The 21112-nt window shown below is 59.5% G+C and carries 16 protein-coding genes; 3 read left to right on the top strand and 13 right to left on the bottom strand.

Annotated features, from left to right (window positions below; genetic code table 11):
• The first annotated feature begins 7 nt into the window (after positions 1 to 7).
• On the top strand, positions 8 to 2083 hold the full coding sequence (recG, locus tag ACQ4OE_RS23145) for an ATP-dependent DNA helicase RecG (RefSeq protein ID WP_430948041.1): 2076 nt from the start codon (positions 8 to 10) through the stop codon (positions 2081 to 2083).
• Positions 2084 to 2162: 79 nt separating this feature from the next.
• Complete coding sequence (locus ACQ4OE_RS23140) at positions 2163 to 3563, top strand: HDOD domain-containing protein (protein ID WP_430948040.1); 1401 nt, start codon at positions 2163 to 2165, stop codon at positions 3561 to 3563.
• 152 nt (positions 3564 to 3715) lie between these two features.
• Here ACQ4OE_RS23140 and ACQ4OE_RS23135 read toward each other — a convergent pair whose 3' ends face one another.
• Complete coding sequence (locus ACQ4OE_RS23135) at positions 3716 to 4099, bottom strand: helicase (protein ID WP_430948039.1); 384 nt, start codon at positions 4097 to 4099, stop codon at positions 3716 to 3718.
• Positions 4100 to 4530: 431 nt separating this feature from the next.
• Between ACQ4OE_RS23135 and ACQ4OE_RS23130 the strand changes: the two genes are divergently transcribed.
• Positions 4531 to 4893, top strand: a complete 363-nt coding sequence (locus ACQ4OE_RS23130) for a DUF6124 family protein (RefSeq protein ID WP_430948038.1) — start codon at positions 4531 to 4533, stop codon at positions 4891 to 4893.
• A 160-nt stretch (positions 4894 to 5053) separates the two neighbouring features.
• On the opposite strand, the gene ACQ4OE_RS23125 is transcribed toward ACQ4OE_RS23130, so the two are convergent.
• The 12 genes from ACQ4OE_RS23125 to tagH form a co-directional block, all read right to left on the bottom strand.
• Positions 5054 to 7666, bottom strand: coding sequence for a T6SS phospholipase effector Tle1-like catalytic domain-containing protein (locus tag ACQ4OE_RS23125; protein ID WP_430948037.1), 2613 nt, complete (start codon positions 7664 to 7666; stop codon positions 5054 to 5056).
• Complete coding sequence (locus tag ACQ4OE_RS23120) at positions 7651 to 8133, bottom strand: DUF3304 domain-containing protein (protein ID WP_224790808.1); 483 nt, start codon at positions 8131 to 8133, stop codon at positions 7651 to 7653. The genes ACQ4OE_RS23125 and ACQ4OE_RS23120 overlap by 16 nt, the downstream gene beginning before the upstream one ends.
• A gap of 294 nt (positions 8134 to 8427) precedes the next feature.
• On the bottom strand, positions 8428 to 8946 hold the full coding sequence (locus ACQ4OE_RS23115; RefSeq protein ID WP_430948036.1) for a DUF3304 domain-containing protein: 519 nt from the start codon (positions 8944 to 8946) through the stop codon (positions 8428 to 8430).
• Between the two features lie 35 nt (positions 8947 to 8981).
• The gene (locus ACQ4OE_RS23110; protein WP_430948035.1) at positions 8982 to 9788 is read right to left on the bottom strand and encodes a DUF4123 domain-containing protein; all 807 of its coding nucleotides are present in this window, start codon (positions 9786 to 9788) and stop codon (positions 8982 to 8984) included.
• Positions 9789 to 9799: 11 nt separating this feature from the next.
• Positions 9800 to 11878 (bottom strand): type VI secretion system tip protein VgrG, encoded by a 2079-nt coding sequence (locus ACQ4OE_RS23105; protein WP_430948034.1) that lies wholly within the window; start codon positions 11876 to 11878, stop codon positions 9800 to 9802.
• Positions 11879 to 11906: 28 nt separating this feature from the next.
• Positions 11907 to 12908, bottom strand: coding sequence for a serine/threonine-protein kinase (locus tag ACQ4OE_RS23100; protein WP_122594492.1), 1002 nt, complete (start codon positions 12906 to 12908; stop codon positions 11907 to 11909).
• Positions 12905 to 13633: a PP2C family protein-serine/threonine phosphatase gene (locus ACQ4OE_RS23095; RefSeq protein WP_430948033.1), complete on the bottom strand. Its 729-nt coding sequence runs from the start codon at positions 13631 to 13633 to the stop codon at positions 12905 to 12907. Before ACQ4OE_RS23095 ends, ACQ4OE_RS23100 begins: the two co-directional genes overlap by 4 nt.
• Complete coding sequence (tssM, locus tag ACQ4OE_RS23090; RefSeq protein ID WP_430948032.1) at positions 13633 to 17172, bottom strand: type VI secretion system membrane subunit TssM; 3540 nt, start codon at positions 17170 to 17172, stop codon at positions 13633 to 13635. The genes ACQ4OE_RS23095 and tssM overlap by 1 nt, the downstream gene beginning before the upstream one ends.
• A gap of 13 nt (positions 17173 to 17185) precedes the next feature.
• Entirely contained in the window at positions 17186 to 18061 is an 876-nt protein-coding gene (gene icmH, locus ACQ4OE_RS23085) for a type IVB secretion system protein IcmH/DotU (protein ID WP_430948031.1), read from the bottom strand.
• A gap of 5 nt (positions 18062 to 18066) precedes the next feature.
• A complete protein-coding gene (gene tssK / locus ACQ4OE_RS23080; RefSeq protein ID WP_064389585.1) occupies positions 18067 to 19398 on the bottom strand; it encodes a type VI secretion system baseplate subunit TssK in 1332 nt (443 codons plus the stop codon).
• Positions 19399 to 19400: 2 nt separating this feature from the next.
• Positions 19401 to 19901 (bottom strand): type VI secretion system lipoprotein TssJ, encoded by a 501-nt coding sequence (gene tssJ / locus ACQ4OE_RS23075; protein ID WP_158958368.1) that lies wholly within the window; start codon positions 19899 to 19901, stop codon positions 19401 to 19403.
• Between the two features lie 5 nt (positions 19902 to 19906).
• Positions 19907 to 21103, bottom strand: coding sequence for a type VI secretion system-associated FHA domain protein TagH (gene tagH / locus ACQ4OE_RS23070; RefSeq protein WP_430948030.1), 1197 nt, complete (start codon positions 21101 to 21103; stop codon positions 19907 to 19909).
• Positions 21104 to 21112: the final 9 nt, after the last annotated feature.

Genomic DNA, 21112 nt, shown 5'->3' with positions numbered 1-21112 from the left:
GAGCGTCATGACTGAGCTGTCGCAAGTGTCGGTGACGGCACTCAAGGGTGTCGGTGAAGCAATGGCCGAGAAATTGGCCAAGGTCGGTCTCGAGAACCTTCAGGACGTGCTGTTTCACCTGCCGCTGCGCTATCAGGATCGCACCCGCGTGGTGCCGATCGGCGCGTTGCGACCGGGGCAGGACGCCGTGGTCGAAGGCACCGTCAGCGGCGCCGACGTGGTCATGGGCCGCCGGCGCAGCCTCGTCGTGCGTTTGCAGGACGGTACCGGCGGCCTCAGTCTGCGCTTCTACCATTTCAGCAACGCGCAGAAAGAAGGCCTCAAACGCGGCACGCGGGTGCGCTGCTACGGCGAAGCCCGGCCCGGCGCGTCTGGACTGGAAATCTACCACCCGGAATACCGCGCGATCACCGGTGACGAACCGCCGCCAGTCGATGAAACCCTGACCCCGGTCTACCCGCTCACGGAAGGCCTGACCCAAGCACGCCTGCGTCAGCTTTGCCTGCAGACGCTGACCCTGCTCAAGCCCGATACGCTGCCCGATTGGCTGCCGACCGAACTGGCGCGTGACTATCAACTGGCGCCGCTGGCCGATGCGATCCGCTACCTGCACAACCCGCCCGCCGATGCCGACGTCGACGAACTCGCCCTCGGCCACCACTGGGCCCAGCATCGCCTCGCCTTCGAAGAACTGCTGACGCATCAGTTGTCACAACAACGTCTACGCGAAAGCATGCGTTCGCTGCGCGCGCCGGCGATGCCGAAAGCGAAAAAGCTGCCGCCGAAATACTTGGCCAACCTCGGCTTCAACCCGACCGGCGCACAACAGCGGGTCGGCGACGAAATCGCCTACGACCTCAGTCAACACGAACCGATGCTGCGCCTGATTCAGGGTGACGTGGGCGCGGGCAAAACCGTGGTCGCCGCCCTAGCCGCACTGCAAGCGCTGGAGGCTGGCTATCAAGTCGCGCTGATGGCGCCGACCGAGATTCTCGCCGAGCAACATTTCATCACCTTCAAGCGCTGGCTCGAACCGCTGGGCATTGAAGTCGCGTGGCTGGCCGGCAAGCTCAAGGGCAAAAACCGCGTCGCCGCGCTGGAACAGATCGCCAGCGGAACGCCGATGGTGGTCGGCACCCACGCGCTGTTTCAGGACGAAGTGAAGTTCAAAAACCTTGCGCTGGTGATCATCGACGAACAGCACCGCTTCGGCGTGCAACAGCGGCTGGCGCTGCGGCAGAAAGGCGTGGGCGGGCGCATGTGCCCGCATCAACTGATCATGACCGCCACGCCGATTCCACGGACGCTGGCGATGAGCGCCTACGCCGACCTCGACACCTCGATCCTCGACGAACTGCCGCCCGGTCGGACCCCGGTCAACACCGTGCTGGTCACCGACACCCGCCGCGTCGAAGTCATCGAACGGGTGCGCGGTGCCTGCGCCGAGGGCCGTCAGGCCTATTGGGTGTGCACGCTGATTGAAGAATCCGAAGAGCTGACCTGTCAGGCCGCCGAAACCACGTTTGAAGACCTCACTCTTGCCCTCGGCGAGTTGAAAGTCGGGCTGATCCACGGGCGCATGAAACCCGCCGAGAAGGCCGCCGTCATGGCCGAATTCAAGGCCGGCAACCTGCAACTGCTGGTCGCGACCACCGTGATTGAAGTCGGTGTCGACGTGCCCAACGCCAGCCTGATGATCATCGAAAACCCCGAGCGCCTCGGCCTCGCGCAACTGCACCAATTGCGTGGTCGTGTCGGTCGGGGCAGCGCCGCCAGCCATTGCGTGCTGCTCTACCATCCGCCGCTGTCGCAAATCGGTCGCCAGCGCCTGGGCATCATGCGCGAGACCAACGACGGTTTCGTCATCGCCGAAAAAGACCTCGAACTGCGCGGCCCCGGCGAAATGCTCGGCACCCGCCAGACCGGCCTGCTGCAATTCAAAGTCGCCGACCTGATGCGCGACGCCGACTTGTTACCCGCCGTGCGTGATGCCGCGCAAGCCCTGCTGGAACGCTGGCCGACCCACGTCAGCCCGTTGCTTGATCGCTGGTTGCGTCACGGGCAGCAATACGGCCAAGTGTGAGCACCGTCGCAGTTTCTGACAGATCGTTCTGACCAAGCTGGTTATACTCCTGCCATTGTTTCAAAAACGGATACAGATCATGACCGAAGCCGCCCTCGCCCCCGAATCTCCGCACGCGCCATCTGTCATCCGGCTGCTGCTGGACAAGCTCGGGATCGCCTACGAAGAAGTGCTCGACCACCACGGCCTCAACGCATCGCGCAAGGTGCAAGCCGTGTTGCTGGATGACGCTGTCGGTGCGCTGATGGTGCTGTTTCCGCAGAGCCAGTTGCTCGATCTCAATCGCCTCGCCGAACTGACGGGCCGTCGCCTGACCGCCGTGTCGACCGAACGCCTGCAAAAGATGCTCGGCAAACACAACCTGAGCCTGCTGCCGGGCCTGCCGGCGCTGACCAGCTCGCCGTGCCTTTACGAAGAAACCCTGCTGCGTGAACCGAAGTTGCTGATCAACTCCGGCGAGCCGGGCCTGCTCCTGGAAATCGCCAGCGAAGATTTCAAGACCATGCTGACCAAGGCCAGCGCCGCCAACTTCGGCGAGGCCCTGAGCAGCATCCGTCCGAACCTCGACCGCCCGGACGATGACCGCGAGGAAATCACCCAGGCCGTGCAAGCGTTCACCGCGCGCCGGATTCAGCAGCGTCTGGAAGCGACCATCGAGATTCCACCGTTGGCCGAAACCGCGCAAAAAATCATCAAGCTGCGCGTTGACCCGAACGCCACCATCGACGACATCACCGGCGTCGTTGAAACCGACCCGGCGCTGGCCGCGCAAGTGGTGAGCTGGGCGGCGTCGCCGTACTACGCTTCGCCGGGCAAAATTCGTTCGGTGGAAGACGCGATCGTTCGTGTGCTGGGTTTTGATCTGGTGATCAACCTCGCACTGGGCCTGGCCCTCGGCAAGACCCTGAGCCTACCCAAAGACCACCCGCAACACACCACGCCGTACTGGCAGCAGTCGATCTACACCGCTGCCGTCATCGAAGGCCTGACCCGCGCCATGCCGCGCGCCCAGCGCCCGGAAGCCGGCCTGACTTACTTGGCCGGTCTGCTGCACAACTTCGGTTACCTGCTGCTGGCCCACGTCTTTCCGCCGCACTTCTCGCTGATCTGCCGCCACCTGGAGGTCAACCCGCACCTGTGCCACAGCTACATCGAGCAACACCTGCTGGGTATCAGCCGCGAACAGATCGGCTCGTGGCTGATGCGCTACTGGGACATGCCCGATGAACTGGCCACCGCCCTGCGCTTCCAGCACGACCCAAGTTACGACGGCGCTTACGCCGAATACCCGAACCTCGTCTGCCTGGCCGTGCGCCTGCTGCGCAGCCGCGGCATCGGCTCCGGCCCCGACGAAGACATCCCCGACGCCCTGCTCGAACGCGTCGGCCTGAGCCGCGACAAAGCCAACGACGTCGTCAGCAAAGTGCTTGAAGCTGAAGTCCTGCTGCGCGAACTGGCCTCGCAGTTCAGCCAGGCCTAAAACGAAACAGGCCCGCTCCCCCAGGATTTACACAAATCCCTGTGGGAGCGAGCCTGCTCGCGAAGAATCCAACTCGGTCTCCATGACCGCCCCTGATCGTTCCCACGCTCCGCGTGGGAATGCATCCCGTGACGCTCCGCGTCACCAAAGGCTCAAGCCTTAGGCTTAGCCTTCCTCGGCACCAAATACTTCATCAACCCCTGAAACCACATCACCAGCGCCGGATTGCCCTTGAGCTGGATCGACTTGTCCTGAATCCCCTGCATAAACGCCAACTGCTTGTTCTTCGCCTGCATCGTCGCAAAGCCATAACCAGCATCTTTAAACGCAATCGCAAACGCCGGCTCCGCCACCACCCCAAACTTGCTGGTGATGCGCTGATCCTTAACCACAAAATGCCGCGCCACTTTCCCATCCAGCGTCTGCAGCTGAAACACCAGATCCTTGTCACCCAACTGCTGCTGGAACGCAGGATTTGTCCGGCTGGCCTTACCCATCAACAAACCCATCATCCACAGAAGAAAACGAAATTTCATGCGCACAGCCTCAAAAGGGAAATGAACGGCCGGGGCAGTGTAAGGGATTCGGACGATAACGCCAGTATCTGACTCTATTGGAAGAGGATGCAGACCATTTCCCGCACGATGACCGCCAAGTCACGATTCAGCGCTCGCCCACTGATCGTTCCCCCGCTCCGCGTGGGAATGCATCCCGAGACGCTCCGCGTCTCACCATTCACCCTTCCTACACCTGTTGAAACACATCCCTGTAGGAGCTGCCGAAGGCTGCGATCTTTTGATCTTAAACCCTGCAACCCAATGGGAAATTTCCTGCAAAACGCCGGGGTACCCATGAACTAGGCAGGTTGGCAGTTCGTCGATAGCCTCTGTGTGTCGCCGCAAAATCGGTGACCGGATGTGCAAGTCCGAACTCGGGGAAATCAATTAACTGCTCAGGATTTACACCGATGACCGATGAAACATTCAGCACCGAAGCAACCTCACCCTACGAATCCCCCAACTCGAAGAAACTCCACGAAGCCGCCGAACGCGCCCTCGACCACCACTTCAAACCGCCCATCGAACCGCATCCCAACCGCGAAACCGGCCTCTTCAGCCTCTCCCCCGGCACCGACGCCGAATCCCTCATGGCCAACGCCTCCGAAGACCTCCTGTCCATCAGCGTCATCGCCTGCGACCTCGCCGACGACCTCCACGGCTCACGCCGCTCGGTCGCACTGGCCCTGAGCAGAATGGCTGACGGGGTGAGATTGATGGTCGAAGGGACGCTCGACCAGATTGAAGTGCGAAGCGTGGCGGCCAAGCCGTAGCGAGATTTGCGGATGAAGAAAGGGGACGTTAAGTCCCCTTTCCATCGACTCTCGGAAAGCCAATGGTCATTTCAAAAGTCGTGAAATCAGCGGCATTCGAAATGCTTTTTTGCTAACCAAAGAGGGCGGCTCATATCAACCGCCCTCTATGCTTTCGCAATTACACCTTCTTCTCAGACGACTTCAAATTGCTGGCCTGTTCGGCCACCAAGTCCATCCAGCCACCGGGCTTGTCTTCATCATTAGCGGCTTTCGCCACCATACCGGCCAATGAACCGAAGTCCTTCTTACGAGCAGCTTCGGCTGCTTCAACCGCTTGATGGGCAACCAGGATTTTCTGCAGCGCAGGCGTGTTGGCAGTGGCTTCGCTCAACGGTTTTAGCGGAGGCAATGCTGCGACTTTTGCAACCATATCGCCCGGCGCTTTAGTGAACGACCTCAGGGCATCCAGATTGCTTGCCACCGGAATCGCGATACCGGTAAGCGGGTCGAATGCGCTGATTTCCGGCAGGCCTTTCCCGGTAAGTATTGGTCGAGCAACGTTCATCAGAGGAAATGCCAGCAACATACGCGGATCGCGTTTTTTTATGCTCAAACCGATACTGGCCACTGCTATACCGATGCCGATAACACGTCCAGCCGTGGCAACCAAAGACAACTGCTTGTTTGACTCGTTATCGAAATGCACCAGACGTATACGGAAGTAATTAGTGAAAGGTTCGCGCGGCCCTATGCCAGATGTATTCATAAACCATGCGCGAGAGTCATGAACCTGATCATCAAATAGCGCAACCAAGTCTTCTTGACCCTGTCGCACTTTGTTTGGCCCGCTGAACATTTCCTCGTAACGCGCCGTGCCATTGTCATACAGGTAGTTGTACTCCTCGGCTTCATCTTCCTCGTTGATAGCGTAGACCGTGCCCCCAACCAGCATATCGATGATCGTACTGCCAATTTTCCAGTCATCCAGGATTCCCCATTCTTTCAGGTAGTCATGACGGAACTCGGCAGCCGCGCCCAAGAGCTGAACCTGATCAAGTGGAGGATCGAAAGCTTTCTCCAGACGAATGCTGTCGACCTTTTCCTGCCCCCCGACAATCTGGACATTCAATTGATATTCTTTTTCCTGCGCCTCGGTGTAAGTCGGCAACGGCTGCCCTTGAGCTGCGGCAGCAGATTCAGCGGAGCGACGCTTATAGATCGCGCTCCAGGCATCCTGCTGGGCCTCCGGCATATCCTTGTCAACGTTCGCAAAGAACCCACGTTGTGCTAAGCCACCGGCATAACGATCAATACGCCAGCCCGTAATCAGTGCCTGCTCTCGCTTGATCATTTCATCGAGAGTGCTGCCTTTGACTTGAGACTGCCATGCGTTGAAACGCTTTATCAGCTCGTCTGAAACGTTGAATTCGATCTCCGTTTCTGGAGCCATTACACGCCAGACTTCATGAACATCAGGCTGGCTTGCCGGTTCAGGAACCTGCAAAGGCGCACCCGCCTTGAAAGCTTCTGCATAAAGATGATGCAGTGGAATCTGCGATAACACGTGGTCAGTACCCGGCAGTGCTTTGCCTTGATTACCAGGTGAATAACCTCCACCAACATCGGAGTGCACACCCGGGTATAGATACTCTTCGGTTCCACTCCGATAACTTGATGCTTGTGTGTCATCCCGTTGGCCAGCAGAGTTTTTGGGCCTGCGTCTGATTGAGTCCAACGGGAAGCTGGCGCGCTGTTCGTGTGCTGATACCAAATGAACGCAACGCTTTAAAAAGTGGCAATCATCAGGAAGCGCGGTACTCATGCATTTTTCTACTGCCTCATCTGGCAGGCGCATTGTGTCGTCAGCCCAGCCCATGTGGCCCGCAGCAAAGGGCATGCTATCTGCCATACCTACAGCCGCTACCGTGTCACAGATGCCGAGAAATTCGATAGATATTGGCAGTCCGGCAAAGCGGTACTCAGTCTGGCCATCAGCTCCAGTGCAACGAGTTAAGGTTTGCAACCAATTGGCAAATGTCCGAGCCTGTGCTGCACCACGAGAAAAACCATACACATACAATCGCATAGCAAGAATATGAGGTTTAACTTCCTCATCAACGCGTTTTTTTAACGCCTCCTCAAGTTTCTGAATCTCTGGTCGCATCGCTGCTTCACGGTTTTTTTCTCCATTTTCTAAGAGTCCACCCGTGATCGCAGTCACCAGCCCGGTAGACATGGCATCTATCAGTCGCCGCATATCAGGCACAGCAAGAGCCGTCGACTCCAGTGTCAGCTTTAATGCGTCCAGCAATCGAGTCAGCCCCCAGTTAATCCTGTTCTCACCCCCGCTAGCGAACATCAACCCACCATCGCTTGGCGTAAATTCGAGTACGTCAGGAAAAACTGTACCTACCCCAGGGCTGTAGTAACGAAAGTAACCTTGCCCCTGCGCGTCGCTGGACCCGCCTACACTGGCATGGAACATTCGAGCGATATTACTACGCGACGATGGAATGGAAGAGCCATCGGCCTGATCATTGTTGTTGGTACCATCGAAAGCAAGAGTGATATGCAGCGCCTTGCTGCAAGGCGGGCCGCTCTGAATATTCCCTTTAGTCTGTAATAATTTTCGCTGCTGATTTCCAAACGCGACTTCATCACGCTTTTGCAGTTTTATATTCTTCGTCAGCTGAATCGGCTCCCTTGGTAACCGGCGAGCCAGAGGAAAACTGGGTGCCACTAGCGCGCTAGCAGGTTTTGGAGCGGCTCCCGAATTCAAAAAGTCGGACATTTTGCGGACTCCTTCGCATTGAAATAAACATTGTCTGGATAGTCAGGATGCTCCGGTGTGTAGCAGGTGGTAGAAACACGAACTTTATCGCAGGCAAGAAAATGTACCTGGATCGCGCAAAACTTTTCGCCATATTTAGGAACATCAACAATTTCTTTGTGATGCGTATAATTAGTGGCATGACGCTTATAATCGCCAGATTCAATCTGGCCGTATTTATCACGTTTAATAGCCGCGCGGGGGGCCGGATCGCTTTCCCATTCAACAATAGCTTTTAATCCCGGAGTCCATGTACGAGGCAAGGTTGTACAGCAAGTTTGAGAGTTTAGCCCACCTTGATGCGGACCAATGTTAGGCCCACCGGCTCCATTCACTGAGAATCGGTTAATATTGCTCGATGTATGGTTATAGCCTGAAATCGGAGTGCCTAACATCTCGGACTGCGCCTGACAGGCACCCAAACTCATCAAACCAAAAACCAACAACAAAACGTTCGTTAACTGACTCCTTTTGGGACAAAAAAAGCCCCACGTATTTTTAACTTCAAAGCGACTACAGCCCAGAAAAACACTTGAGACAAACGCCGAATAATAACGCAAATTATTCACCCCAGTCATATGACTAGACATATACCTGACCCTCCATGCTCGTCTGATAACTAACAGTGCCCTCGAAGAACCGGGACCTGTACTTACTGTGCACATACGATTTAGATCGCACATCAGAAAACTCCTTTCGAACCTTCCGAACCACATACCGAGTTAGAGGCTCGAACATGAAGACGGCTCCTTTAATTGAAAATAGGTCTTGTAGGGATAGTTAGGATGACCCGGTGTAAAACATGTGGTAGAAACCCGAACTTGATCACACGGTAGAAAGTGAACTTGTAACGCACACACCTTTTCAGCGTACCTTGGAATTTCAACTATTGCTGAATGATGAGAAAATCCAGCTGAGTGGCGAACAGCAGCAGCCTTTACAATTTGACCCTGTTGATCACGTTCCAGCTTTGCATAGGGCTCTGGATCTTTATCCCACTCAACAATCGCTTTTAAATTAGGATTCCACTGAACCGGAAGTAGACCACAGCAAACTTCACCACCTCCCTGATGGGGCAGAATATGAGGACCACCGGCGCCATTGATACTGAATCGTATAATTGATGCAGACGTATGGTTATAACCAGTGACAGGCGCACTCACCATCTCCGGCCCACCACGACACCCATTCAACGCCAACACCCCCAGCAAAACCCACACACAGACCAGCGCGGAAGACATCGCCCTCCGCACCGACCCACGCGCAGTCGCATTCATCAAATCAACGCCTTCGGCGGCTCATCGATCACAAACGACGAGTTCTCCACCAACCACTGTTCAATAAACGGCTCGCGTTCCTCAGGCTCTTTCAAACCCTTCAGATTCGCCGCCAACTGGCTGCGATACAAGTGCCGAATCAAACTTTCGTTACGACTCAAGCCATAGTTCTGTGGCACTGCGCAGCGATCGACCCGGTAGGCATCTGCTTCTGTCCACGCGAGCAGGTTGGCCACTTGTGGGTGATCGAACATCACCGGGCCGGCGGCGGGTATTTGGGCGTGGCGGACGTAGTTGCCGGGCAGGCTTTGCGGTTGTTGATCGCGGTCGAGCCAGTGCCAGGAGATGACGGCGGCGTGGAAGGCGTTGCTTTGTACCGGGGTCAGGGTTTCGGTGACCGGCAGCAGCATGCGCGGGTCGTAGTAGCGCAGCACGCCTTCGGAGCGGCCTTGGTTCCATTGAGCTTGAAGGAAGCCGCGCAGGTGATCGGCGAGCGCTTCGAATTGCCATGGGCTGAATACAACAACGACATGTTTATTGCAGTCGACCGCGTTGATGAAGGTTTTCAGCCAGTCGCGTTGGCCGATGTCGACGCGCAGCAGCAACGGGCCGAAGTCGGCGATGGCGGCCTCGGGAGTGTTTTCAAACAGCTTGGCCAGTTTGGCCGCGTCGGGCTGTTCGGCGAGTTGTTGCAGCAGCGGGTAGTCGAGGCTGGTGGCGTCGACCAGCACGTCGAGGTGCTGCTGTTTGAGTTGTTGGGCGTTGACCCACAACTCGTCGAGCCAGCGCGCATTGCTTGTGTTCATGAAGTCGTCCTTTATCGTGCGGCCAGGGCTTGAGCGTTACGTTTGGCCCGGGCCAGACATTCCTTGCACACCGGTGGTGGCGGCAGCGGCGCGTTCGGCAGCGCCTGCGGCGGTACTGCGCCGGCGATGTCCTTGTCGGCAGCACCCGGCAATATCGGCGGCTTGATGCCAATGCCAGTACCCGACCCAGCCGAGCCACCCGCATTGATCTTGATCACCGGCCCAACCACCGTAACCCCACCGCCATCCAGCTTGATAAAGCTCCCCCCCCCAAGAATGGTCAGCTCCGTCCCCGCCTCAATAACGATCTTGTCCCCGGCCTTGAGGTGTATCTCTTTCCCCACACTGGTCAGCTGCGCAGTCCCCAGCTTCACATGCTGGTTTTGCCCAATCGTCAGGTGATCATCCAGCTTCGCTTCAATCTTGCGGTCGGAGATCGTGGTGCGATGTTCTTCAGCCTTCAGCTCGGTATAGGTGTTCTTCACCACCGTGTCATGACGTTCATTGCCGACCCGAATCTTCTGGTCATGCTCAACGTTCTCATCCCAATCCCGCTGGGCGTGAATGTAGATCTGCTCCGCACCTTTCTTGTCTTCGATGCGCAGTTCGTTGTACCCACCGCCGCCCGGTGAGCTGAGGGTTTTGAAGACGCTGCGGGTTTTGTTCGCTGGCAAGGCGTACGGCACCGGGTTTTCTTTGTGGTACAGGCAACCGGTCACCAGCGGTTGATCGGGGTCGCCTTCGAGGAAGGTGACGAGGACTTCCATGCCGATGCGCGGGATGGAGATGGCGCCGTAGCGGTCGCCGGCCCAAGAGCTGGAGACACGCAGCCAGCAGCTGGTTTTGTCGTCGGCGAGGCCTTCGCGGTCCCAGTGGAACTGGACTTTGATGCGGCCGTACTGGTCGCAGTGGATTTCTTCGCCTTTGGGGCCGGTGACCATGGCGGTCTGGCTTCCGAGCACGCGCGGTTTCGGGTGTTCGAGGGCCGGGCGGTAGAACACGTCCCACGGGGTGGCGAGGAAGGTGTTGCGGTAGCCTTGGTGGAAGTCGTCCTTGTTGTCGGTGGTGTCGCTGGTCACGCCTTCTTCGAGGACTTGCGGCTGTTTGCCTTCGTGGAAGATTTCGGTGAGCAGCCACAGGTCGTTCCACTCGCTGCGCGGGTGGTCGGACATGGCCATGAAGTGGCCGCTGACCAGTTTGGTCTGGTCGCCGCGACCTTCGGCCTGACGGTAGTCGGCGCGGTGGCGTTCGAGGGCGCGCTGGCTGAGGAATTTGCCGCGCGCGCGGTCGATGAAGCGGCCGGGGTAGTCGTAGTCTTCGAGATCGGGTTCGCTGCTTTCGCTGTCAGGAGCGCCGTCCGGTTTGTACGCAGCTTCCATTTGCAGACGCGGCTTTTCGAAGTCGTAATCGCGTCGAGTAGTACGGCTGGTGCGGGTTTCCAGACGCAGTCTGAAACCTTTGATCACCGGTTCTTCGGCGACCATGCCGCTGCCCTGCACGTAGGCCGTTGGCTGGCCGAGGTCGGGGAACACGGTCTGGTCATCGCCGAACACCAGCAGGTGGCCTTTTGGGTTGTGCTGGAAGTGGTAGTGAATCCCTTCCTCTTCGCACAGGCGCTGGACGAAGTGCAGGTCGGTTTCGTCGTACTGCACGCAGTAGTCGCGATCCGGGCACGGTTGGCTCAACTGGAAGCTGTAGGCGTTGCCCTTGATCCCGTGTTCGTCGAGGATCAGCGCGATGATTTTCGGCGCCGACATCTGCTGGTAAATGCGCTGGTTGGTGCGGTGATGCAGGTATTGCAACTGCGGCACCATCGACACTTTGTAGCGGGTCAGGCGCTTGCCGGCATCGCCTTGGGCGACGCGGTAGATCTGCCCGTGAATGCCACTACCCTGCGGATCGAACGCCAGAAAGGCCTGCTTGTGCAGGAGTTTTTCCAGGTCCAGATCCGGGTTTTCGCTGACCAGTTCCAAGTCGAAACGAAACGGCTGGCTGATGCCTTCGGTGCCGGTGAACGACAGCACTTGCAGGTCGCCGACGTAGTCTTCCACCGTCAGGCTGAAGTGGGTTTCGTTAGCTGGGTTGAACATAAAGTGCTCCCTGTTCGAATGTCATCCGTTACGCCCCAAGTCGCAGACGTTGCAGCCAGGACGAAGTGGCGCCCAAGGCGTCACGCAATTGTTGGGCAGTGATGGTGCGTGCTGCCGGGTCGAAGCTCAGCGCGGTTTGTAGCGCTGGCCAACAGTGTTTCGGTAAGTTCGCCGGGGCGTGCAACTCGCGCTCCAGGTGCTCGTCGCGAGCCTGGGTCGAGGGCAAGCGGCGGAACGGGTGTTTGCCGCCCGCCAATTCGTAGATCACGCAGGCCACGCCGTACACGTCCGCGCTGGCCGACAACGGTTGGCCCTCAAGCAGTTCGGGGGCGGCGTAGCCCGGGGTCCAGGCGTTGAAACGTTCGCGGCTCAGGTGCGGCAGGCCGGGCATCACGCCCTCCTCTGCCTGACCCAAACCGAAGTCAAACAAACGCAAGCCGTCTTCGCTGAGCATGACGTTGCTCGGTTTCATGTCACCGTGCAGCACGCCGCGACCGTGGGCGTAGGCCAGCGTGTCGAGCAGCGGCAGGACGATGTCGCGCAGTTCTTTCCACGGCAGGCCGAGGGGCCGCTCGCAGAGTAATTTGTCCAGGGTCAGGCCACGCATGTATTCCATGGTGATGAAGGCCCGCTGGCAGTCGGTGTCGACTTCAAAGGTATGCGCACGCACGACGTTGTCGTGGCGCAGGCGTCGGGTCAGGGCGAACTCGCTGTAGAGCAAGGCACTGGCGTCCGGCGATTCGGCAAATTCTTCGCTGAGGATTTTCAGCGCAATGTAAGGATCGGGATCACCGAACTGTTCGTGCAGCAGATCCCGCGCCCGGTAAACGGCGCCCATGCCACCGGCCCCGAGCAGACGCTCGAGGTGGTAGCGACCGGCGAGTACATCCGGCAGAACACCGATGCTGGCCTTGGTCGGCGCCAGCAACGGCTCTGCTTTGTTTTCCTTGGCGAAGGCGAAGTAGGTCAAGTTGTTGGCCTGCTCTTCGCTCATCAGCAAGTCATCGATGGGTGATTCGATCTTGGTCATTGGCGGATCACCACGGCAGTCAGGTTGTCGCGCGCGGCGCCACGCAGAGCGCCGTCGAACAAACGTTCCAGCGCCACGTGCGGCGCGCTGAGGCTGAGGGCGGTGCCGAGGGCATCGCTGCTCAGGCCCTGATACAAACCATCGCTGCAGAGCAAAAACGCATCGCCCGGATAGACTTCGAGTTCCAGCACATCCAGGGTCAGTGTTTCGGCAGCGCCGACGGCTCGGGTTAGTGCCTGAGCCGCCGGGTGCGCCGCCGCTTGCTCGACGCTCATCTGCTGTTCGTCGATCAGTTGCTGTTGCAGCGAATGGTCCTTGGACAGCTGATACAAACGCTGCCCGCGCCACAGATAGCAGCGGCTATCGCCAGCCCAGATGCAGGCCGCGCGATTGCCTTCCACCAGCAGCGCCACGACGGTGCTGCCCATGATGCTGTCGTGACGCCCGGCGGTGACCGTCAACTCCTGCCCCAAACGCCGGTTCAACCAGTGCAGGCACTGGCGAATGGCTTTGAGGCGTTCGTCGAAGTCCTCGTGTTGCGGCAGTTCAGCCAGGCTGGCGACGATCAACTGGCTGGCGATGTCGCCACCCTGGTGACCGCCCATGCCGTCCGCGACCACCCACAGCCCATGCTGTGGCGAGTCGAGGAAGGCATCTTCGTTGCGCGCCCGCACCTTGCCCGGGTCGGTACGCGCCGCGCTGCGCCAGGCACTGGCCACCAGCATCAGAGCTGCACCGGCATACGGAAGGTGCGCAACACGCCCATGTCGAACGGGTTCGGCGTGCGCTGGCTGCTCAGCAGGTAGTTGGCGCGCAGGCCACCTACATCGGCTTTCAGCACCAGCACGTCGCGGCCGGTCAGGTACTCGGTCTGCATCAGGTCGAACAGACGGAACAGCGACCATGGGCCGGAGTTCTTCTCGATACCGATCGGGCGCCCGGCCATTTTGTCCATGACCAGACTGGTGCGACCGTCTTCAGCATCGGTCGGCCACTTGAAGGTCATTGGCAAGATCGGACCGTGGCGGTATTCCATGGTCTTGTCGCCGAACTTGAACTCGGAACGGCTGACTGCCGGATCGAGGGTGTACGGCTCCAGCTTGAACTGCACGGTCGGCTCGGCCGGGTTGATCGAGAAGAAGCTCTGACGAATCGTCAGTGCTGCCGCCATCTGATCGAGGTAGACCTTCGACACCGGCAAGCTGTGGCCGTCGACGCTGCGCATGCGGTAGTTGCCCGGATCGCCGCTGACGAATGGACGCATGTAGCTGTCGAAGAAGCGGTCGACGATGCCTTGAGCCTTGAAGAACTCGCGGAAATCGCTGATCGCCACGTCGCTGGTGCTGCTGGCGCTGAACGGATACCGCTTGCTGATGGTTTTGCCATACACGCTGTACAGCTCGTTCTGATAACGGCCGTTGAGGTATTGGTAGGCATCGTTGAGCACCAGACGCCACGAGTCTTCGGCCAGCACGTTGAACCACACGCTCAGTGGACGCGGCAGGCGACCGGAAGCGGCGCGCAGGTTGGTCAGCGCATCACGCTGGCCGCTCATGCGGGTTTTCGCCATTTCGAACGCGGCTTGCTCCGGCGTGCTGGAACGGGCCAGACCGGACAGTTGCAGTTGCAGGTCGTTGAGTGCGTTGAACGCTGGCGTCAGGTCAGCCCCCGGGCCGTTGTTGTCATCGAGCAGACGATGCAGCGGTTCGAAGCGACGTTGCAGCGACTTCTTCGCGGTGTCCGGCAGGCTCTTCGCCACGCTCAGGGCCGAAGCCTTGTCCGCCACGGCCGACGCCAGTTTGCCGACTTTACCCAGCTTGCCTTTCTGCCCTGCCAACGCATCAGCTGCATCACCGGCTTCATCAACAGGATCAGCGGCGGCCTCGAAGCGGGTGTTCTCGCGTACTTCGGTGAGCAATGCCAGCACCGGCGAATTCGCCGAAGTCAGGCCCGCCAGTTGCTCGGCGCCTTCACCGGCGTCGCTGATCGGCGGCAGTGCAACCTGGCCAACGGCTTCGCTCCAGTAGTTGGCGTAGTCGCGGAAGTACAGTTGCTCCAGCTCGACCATCAGGCGACGCAAGTCCATGTCGCTGATGCCGGCGCCTTCGCCGAGCACCCAGTTGTCACGCAGGATATCGGTGACCAGCGTTGCGCCCTGTACCGAGAAATACTGCTGATAACCCGATTGCGTGTAGAAACCCGGGATCACGTATTCGGTGCCGATAAACAGCGAGCCTTGCGGGCCGAGGTGTTGGCTAAAGCGATATTCCGGCAGGTTGCGCGCCTGCTCGCGGAGCATGCGGTAAACCACGGTGGCCAGCGATTCGCTGCGCAATACCTGACGCGCCTGGGTGACCAGTTGATCGTTCAGAGGATAGATAAACGGCTGCTTCAGCAGGCGTTCGAGGTGCGCATTCAGACCGTTTTGCACCGCAGTGTTGCCGGTGTAGCGCTGCGACCAGTCAGTGGCGACCCAATCCTTCAGCCACACGGCATCGCGACGGTCTTTCATGTTCAACATCAGGTACGCACGCAGGCTGTTGAGCAGCTTTTCGCGGTCCTTCATGTTGGCGCGGATCTGCCCTTCAAGCATGGTCGCAACCCGTGGCAACAGTTGCTTTTCAAGCTCGCGCTCGTAAGCCTCTTTGACCACTGGATTGACGTCTTCGCCCTGATACAGGCCGCCACGTTCGTGATAGGAAACATCACCCTTTTTCGGGAACGCCTGAGTCGCGGCGTAACTGGTATCGAGGGTTTTCAGCACGCCCATCGCATCATCACGCGGCGTCAAAGCGTTGCGCTGCTGGGTCCAGTTCTGCGCCAGATTGCGCAGGTTTTCCAGACGCTCGTAGTTGGCCGAGAAGCCGCCCGCCCACAGCATGCCGAACAGCGCCAATGCCGCCAGTGCGCCGACGTACAAAGCACGCTGGCCCCAATGAATGCGGCTGCGTTCGCGCTTGTCCAGACCGGCCAGATCGGCCTCAGGGAAAATTACCCGGCTCAGCAGGTGATGGATGAATCGCGAGCGACCGCTGCGCAGGGTCGGCAGCACACCGGCGTTCATGCCGAGGCTGGCGCCGATGCCGGCGGTGGTCGAATCCATTTCCTGGGTCAGGTGCGGTGCGCTGGTCAGGTAGAAACCGCGCAGTTGCGTCGCACGCTGATAACGGTTGCCAGTGAACGCCATGTCGACGAACAGGCACAGGCGCTCGCCGATCTGCCCCAGTTGATGCGGGAAGTCGAGGATGCGGCCACGGCGCTGAGTGTCGCGCTCGGAGTGCATGCGCATGATCACTTGGCTGTTGAGGCGACGCAGCAGCTCTTCGAACTCGTTGCGCAGTACAGCCACGTCGGTGCCGACCTGATCCTTGCGGAAACTGGTGCCGAGCACTTGATCGCTTTCTTCGCGGGTCAGTTGATCGAAGAACTCGTCGAAGCCAAGCAGCTTGTCAGCCTTGCTCAAGACCAGATACACCGGCACATCGACGTGCAGTTTCTGATGCACATCCTGCAGACGACCGCGTACCTGGCGCGCCAGGGTATCGATGTCCTGCTCACTGCCGCCGAGCAGGGTTTCCACCGGAATGGTCACCAGCACGCCGTTCAGCGGACGGCCGCGACGACGTTTGCGCAGCAGCTCCAGCAAGGTCGTCCAGGCACTGCCGTCGACTTCCACATCCGGTTGCGTGGTGTAACGCCCGGCGGTGTCGATCAGCACACCGTGGTCGGCGAAGTACCAGTCGCAATGACGGGTGCCGAGGGTGTCGCGGGTCAGCTTGCGGTCGATCTTGTTGATCGGGAATTCCAGACCGGAAAAGTCCAGCAGGCTGGTCTTGCCCGAGGCCTGCGGACCGATCAGCAGGTACCACGGCAAGTCACTGCGCCAGCGTTCGCTGCGGCCGCGATACAGGCTCGAAGTCTTCAGGGTTTTCAGCGCGTCCTTGAAGCGCGCCTTCAACTCTTTCTGCTCGTCGTCGATCAGCTCTTCGCGGCGGATGCGATCCTGGCCGTCTTCGCTTTCTTCGTCGGCTTTCTTGCGGATACCGGCGCGCCAGCTGACGAAGACCATGGTCAGGCCCCAGATCAGGAACAGCACGGCGATGGTCAGCAGACGGGAGGTCGAACCTTCCCAGAACTTGTAATCATCGACTGCCAACAACGGGCCGACAAACCACACCAGCAGCGCCACAAACAGCACCAGCAGCAGGGTCCAGACCCAGGTCTGGCGCAGGAAGGCGCCGACTTTCTTGAAAAACTTTTTCATCACACGTCCCTGTTTACGGCTGCGACTGCGGTTGGACCGCGGCTGGATCAAGCGGCTGATAAGGTTGCAGAACGGTGTCGCGCTGCTCGCCCAAGACCCAGGCGAAGCCCGAATACATCACCACCAGACAGACGAAAGTGAACAACACCACCATCCAGGCGGGCACGATGCGCACCAGGTTGCGGCGCTGATCGTCGAGACCTTCCCAATGCGGCGACAACTCGCGCGGCACGTCGCCCCGCAACTGACGAATCTGCCGGTACAAGGCGTCGCGGATGCCTTCGAGCTCAAGCATGCCGCGAGCCTGCACGCGGTACTTGCCCTCGAAACCGAGGGACAGGCACAGGTACATCAATTCGAGCATCGGCAGGTGCTTGACCGGGTTCTTCGACAGCCGATCGAGCAACTGGAAGAACTTCTCGCCACCGAAGGTTTCGTTGTGGAAGCTGCTGAGCAAGCTCATCTGCGACCACTCGCTTTCGTTGCCCCACGGCGTGGTCACGACAGCTTCGTCGACCACGGTGCAGAGCACGTACCGCGCGGCCATTACCTGGCTGCTTTCGGCGCCATTGTGCAGGGCGCGTACTTCAAACAGCTTGAGCCCGGCGGTCAGGCGCTCGTTGAGCGCGTACAAGTCCTCGCGGGTTTCGCTGTGCTTGAGGCGCACCACTTCCGAGAGCAGCTCGGACGACGCCGCCACCAGCGAATTGAGGCTGATGTTGAACGCCTCCGCCGGACGCAGGCGCGCGGCGTAGATCATGCGTTCTTCCAGTTGCTCGAAGCGCGGTGGCGCGGCGAAGTCGGTCAGCGGACTCGACGCCGGTCCGTGGCCTTGACGATCGAGCAGGACAGTTTTGTCGTCCTGGCTGTAATCCGTTTCCTTGATCATGTCGGTCAGTTCCTGATGGCCCAGAATTTCAGTTCAAGCTCGGCAAATTCGCCGGACACATGGAACGCGAAACCGCCGGAGCGCTCGAGTTGTGCCAGGTCTTCGGAACTGAGTTCGAGGATGAAATAGGTTTTGTTCGAATGGAACGCGATCTGCCGCGGGGCCACCGGCAACGGTTTGACCTTGATCCCCGGCAAGTGCAGGTTGACCAGTTGGCGGATGCGCTCCACCGGGCCGACCTTGAGGTGCGCCGGCAAGCGATGGCGCAGTTCTTCGGAGTCGCAGTTGGCACTGGCCGCCAGCACGAACGACGCCGAGCCGAGCAGTTTGTGGTCATGCAACGGCGAGACGATGATGCCGTACTGACGCGCTTGCAGGATCAGTTCGATGGCGTGCTGTTCGAGCACCATCGACAGCACCTGACGGATCGCTTCCATCAGTTTGCGGAAGCTGCCGCCCTGATCGGCGTGGGAGTAGCGGCTGTCCAGACGCGGACGTTTGCTCTCGCCGGAGAAGGTCGCCAGATCGCCGAGCATGGTCAGCAGCGTGCGATACAGCTCTTCCGGATGTACCTGCTCCAGACCGAGGTAGTGACGCAGCAGCAGTTCGGTGCGGTTGATCAGTTGCAGCATCATGAAATCGCCCACTTCCGCGCCGCCAACCTTGCCGTTGGAGCGAATCCGCTCGGCAATGGTGTCGCCACGGTGGCTGAGCATGCTGATGACTTCTTTCAGGCACGACAGCAGATAGCTGGAGGCGTGGGCTTGAATGTAGGTCGGGACGAAATCCGGATCGAGGCTGATCACGCCGTCGGGCGTGGTGTCGAGCACGTCGCAGATCTTCAGCTTCACGTAGGCCTGATCGCTCTGCTGCTCGCCGAGCAACAGTTTGAAGTCCGGGCGGCCGCAGCTGACCTGGCTGGCAGAATCGTCGCCAGCGTTGGAGTCAGCGACTTCGGCGTCGTACGCTGTGTAACGCGCGAGCACGTCGGACTGCTCCGGACGGCGCGACTCGATGTGGTTGCCGGTGACCAGCGGCAGCGCCAGATAGATCGGCGTGTTGCCAGTGTTCGGCGGCACGTCCAGCGCCAGCGGTTCGGTGTTGCCACCGAGTTCGAACAGGCTGCCGTCCGGCAGAATCCCCGAGGCTTCACTGATCACCAGTTTGCCCATGTTGAGGAACTGCAGGTCGATCTCCAGATTGAGAAAACCCCAGGTGTAGCCACCCAGCAATTGCGTGCGGGTTTTCATCTGGTGATCGTAATAGCGATCGTTGTGCTGGAAGTGCTGCGGGCGCAGCAGCATGCCTTCCTGCCAAATGACTTTATGGGTATTCATGATCAGTCATCCGCCTTGGCGAGCACTTGATTGGTGTTACGGATGCCGGCCTGGTCCAGGGTCAGATCGACTTCGGTGATTTCCAGTGGCGTGATCTGCACCGTGTGGCGCCATTGGGTTTCCGGCAAGTCGCGGTAAGCGGCGAGAACGCCGACATAACTGCTGCCCTCTTCCACCTTGAGTTTCAGCTCCACGGTCTCACCCGGGCGCAGCTCGAGTTCTTCGCTGGCCACCAGATCCGGGTTGAGGGATTCCTTGGCGCGCTCGTAGAGGCTGAAGAAATCTGCATTCTCGAAAGTCACCGGGTGCTTGAGTTCGAACAGGCGCACCACCACTGGCGATGGACGACCGTTGAGGTCGAGGTTGAGCTGATCGCTGCCGGTCAGTTTCAGGTTGATCTTGGTCACTTTCGAGTACGGCGACAGCGACGAGCAACCGGCGAGCAACACCAGCACGGTGAGCGCAGTCAGCGTCTTGAAAAAAGCGGTCGAGCGGCGAGACATGCGCATCATCCTTGGTGGTCGGTGTGGAGGGTGGAGATCAGGCGGATCTGTTCTTCGTAGGCTTGGGCGAAGTCGCGGGCCAGCAGACGCTCGCTCCAGTCATCGTCCTGACGCAGTGCCTGGTGATAACGGCCGAACGCTCTCCAGCGCCCGCCCGACGTGGCGATCAACGGCTTGCTGTCGCGCTCGAAACGCAGGGTCAGTTGCTCCGGCGAGAAGTGCTCCAACGTACCGCGCACGGCGGCGCGACTGGCAGTCAGCAGTGCCACTTGATGCGCCTGCAGATCGCGGAACGCGCGGGAGATGGCTTGCTCGGCCGGCAGGTGGCCGGGCTTGCTTGGCTGCAACAGAATCTGCAGCGCTTCGCTCGGATCGACGGCGAATTTCAGCGGATTCTTGTTGGTGCCTTGCACGGTGGTCTGGGCCAGACGCAATTCGTTTTTCAGCTCCGAGCGAGTGCGCAGGCTCTGCTGCAAACCGCCGATGCTCTGCCGCAGCAAACGTGCAGCATTCAGCGCGAGGGCTTCGCGTTCGTCGTGGCTGAGGCCTTTGACGTCCACGCCCAGCGCAGCGCCAAAATGCTCCCAGAACCCTTCGCTTTGGCGCTCGACGGTTTTCGGTGCCGGAGCGGGCTCAGGTTCGGCGGGAGCGGCGATCAGCTCCGGGACCATCAGGCTTTCCATGTCGATGCGCGCGTAGTCGGCACGCTGACGGGAGTCCTCCGGTTTGGTGTTCGGCGCCAGCAGTTCGTCGATCTCGGAATACACGCGCTCCTGCTGTTCGAGAGCGTTGAGCGGGTCGAGGTCGAGGAACGCGTCGTCCGGAATGATGCTGCCCGCGGCGCGCGGACGCCCGGCTTCACCGTCGAACGTCGCCGGGTCGCGCACCAGACGCGCGCGAATCTCGAAGTCACCGAGCACGTAGGTGCTGCCGTGTTCGATCCGCACCGGTTCGCCCTTGTGCAGGCGTGCGCCGCTGTCACCGTCCTGCACACCGTTGCTGCTGGTGTCGGTGAGGAAAAACGAGCCTTCGCGGTAGCTGACAATCGCGTGGTGATTGGACAGGTGACGCTTGCGGTCAGGGATGATCCAGTCGCAGTCCTCGCCCCGCCCGATCACGCCGCCGGCCTGTTTAAAGGTCTTCTGGCACAACTCGGTGGGCACGAACTGCTTGGTGTTCAGCATTTCGAAAACCAATTCCATGTTTGATGC

The organism is Pseudomonas sp. WC2, assembly GCF_050586545.1.
GTDB lineage: Bacteria > Pseudomonadota > Gammaproteobacteria > Pseudomonadales > Pseudomonadaceae > Aquipseudomonas.
Note: the sequence above shows the minus strand (reverse complement) of the source record. Positions and strands in the feature narration are given on the sequence as shown.

Coding starts and splice junctions, on each gene's coding strand:
- ACQ4OE_RS23095 (WP_430948033.1), bottom strand. CDS start 13,633: ATGCTGGTGGCCAGTGCCTGGCGCAGCGCGGCGCGTACCGACCCGGGC.
- ACQ4OE_RS23110 (WP_430948035.1), bottom strand. CDS start 9,788: ATGAACACAAGCAATGCGCGCTGGCTCGACGAGTTGTGGGTCAACGCC.
- ACQ4OE_RS23125 (WP_430948037.1), bottom strand. CDS start 7,666: ATGTCCGACTTTTTGAATTCGGGAGCCGCTCCAAAACCTGCTAGCGCG.
- ACQ4OE_RS23130 (WP_430948038.1), top strand. CDS start 4,531: ATGACCGATGAAACATTCAGCACCGAAGCAACCTCACCCTACGAATCC.
- tssM (WP_430948032.1), bottom strand. CDS start 17,172: ATGAAAAAGTTTTTCAAGAAAGTCGGCGCCTTCCTGCGCCAGACCTGG.
- ACQ4OE_RS23140 (WP_430948040.1), top strand. CDS start 2,163: ATGACCGAAGCCGCCCTCGCCCCCGAATCTCCGCACGCGCCATCTGTC.
- tssJ (WP_158958368.1), bottom strand. CDS start 19,901: ATGTCTCGCCGCTCGACCGCTTTTTTCAAGACGCTGACTGCGCTCACC.
- ACQ4OE_RS23115 (WP_430948036.1), bottom strand. CDS start 8,946: ATGTCTTCCGCGCTGGTCTGTGTGTGGGTTTTGCTGGGGGTGTTGGCG.
- ACQ4OE_RS23120 (WP_224790808.1), bottom strand. CDS start 8,133: ATGAGTTTGGGTGCCTGTCAGGCGCAGTCCGAGATGTTAGGCACTCCG.
- tssK (WP_064389585.1), bottom strand. CDS start 19,398: ATGAATACCCATAAAGTCATTTGGCAGGAAGGCATGCTGCTGCGCCCG.
- icmH (WP_430948031.1), bottom strand. CDS start 18,061: ATGATCAAGGAAACGGATTACAGCCAGGACGACAAAACTGTCCTGCTC.
- ACQ4OE_RS23105 (WP_430948034.1), bottom strand. CDS start 11,878: ATGTTCAACCCAGCTAACGAAACCCACTTCAGCCTGACGGTGGAAGAC.
- ACQ4OE_RS23135 (WP_430948039.1), bottom strand. CDS start 4,099: ATGAAATTTCGTTTTCTTCTGTGGATGATGGGTTTGTTGATGGGTAAG.
- ACQ4OE_RS23100 (WP_122594492.1), bottom strand. CDS start 12,908: ATGACCAAGATCGAATCACCCATCGATGACTTGCTGATGAGCGAAGAG.
- recG (WP_430948041.1), top strand. CDS start 8: ATGACTGAGCTGTCGCAAGTGTCGGTGACGGCACTCAAGGGTGTCGGT.
- tagH (WP_430948030.1), bottom strand. CDS start 21,103: ATGGAATTGGTTTTCGAAATGCTGAACACCAAGCAGTTCGTGCCCACC.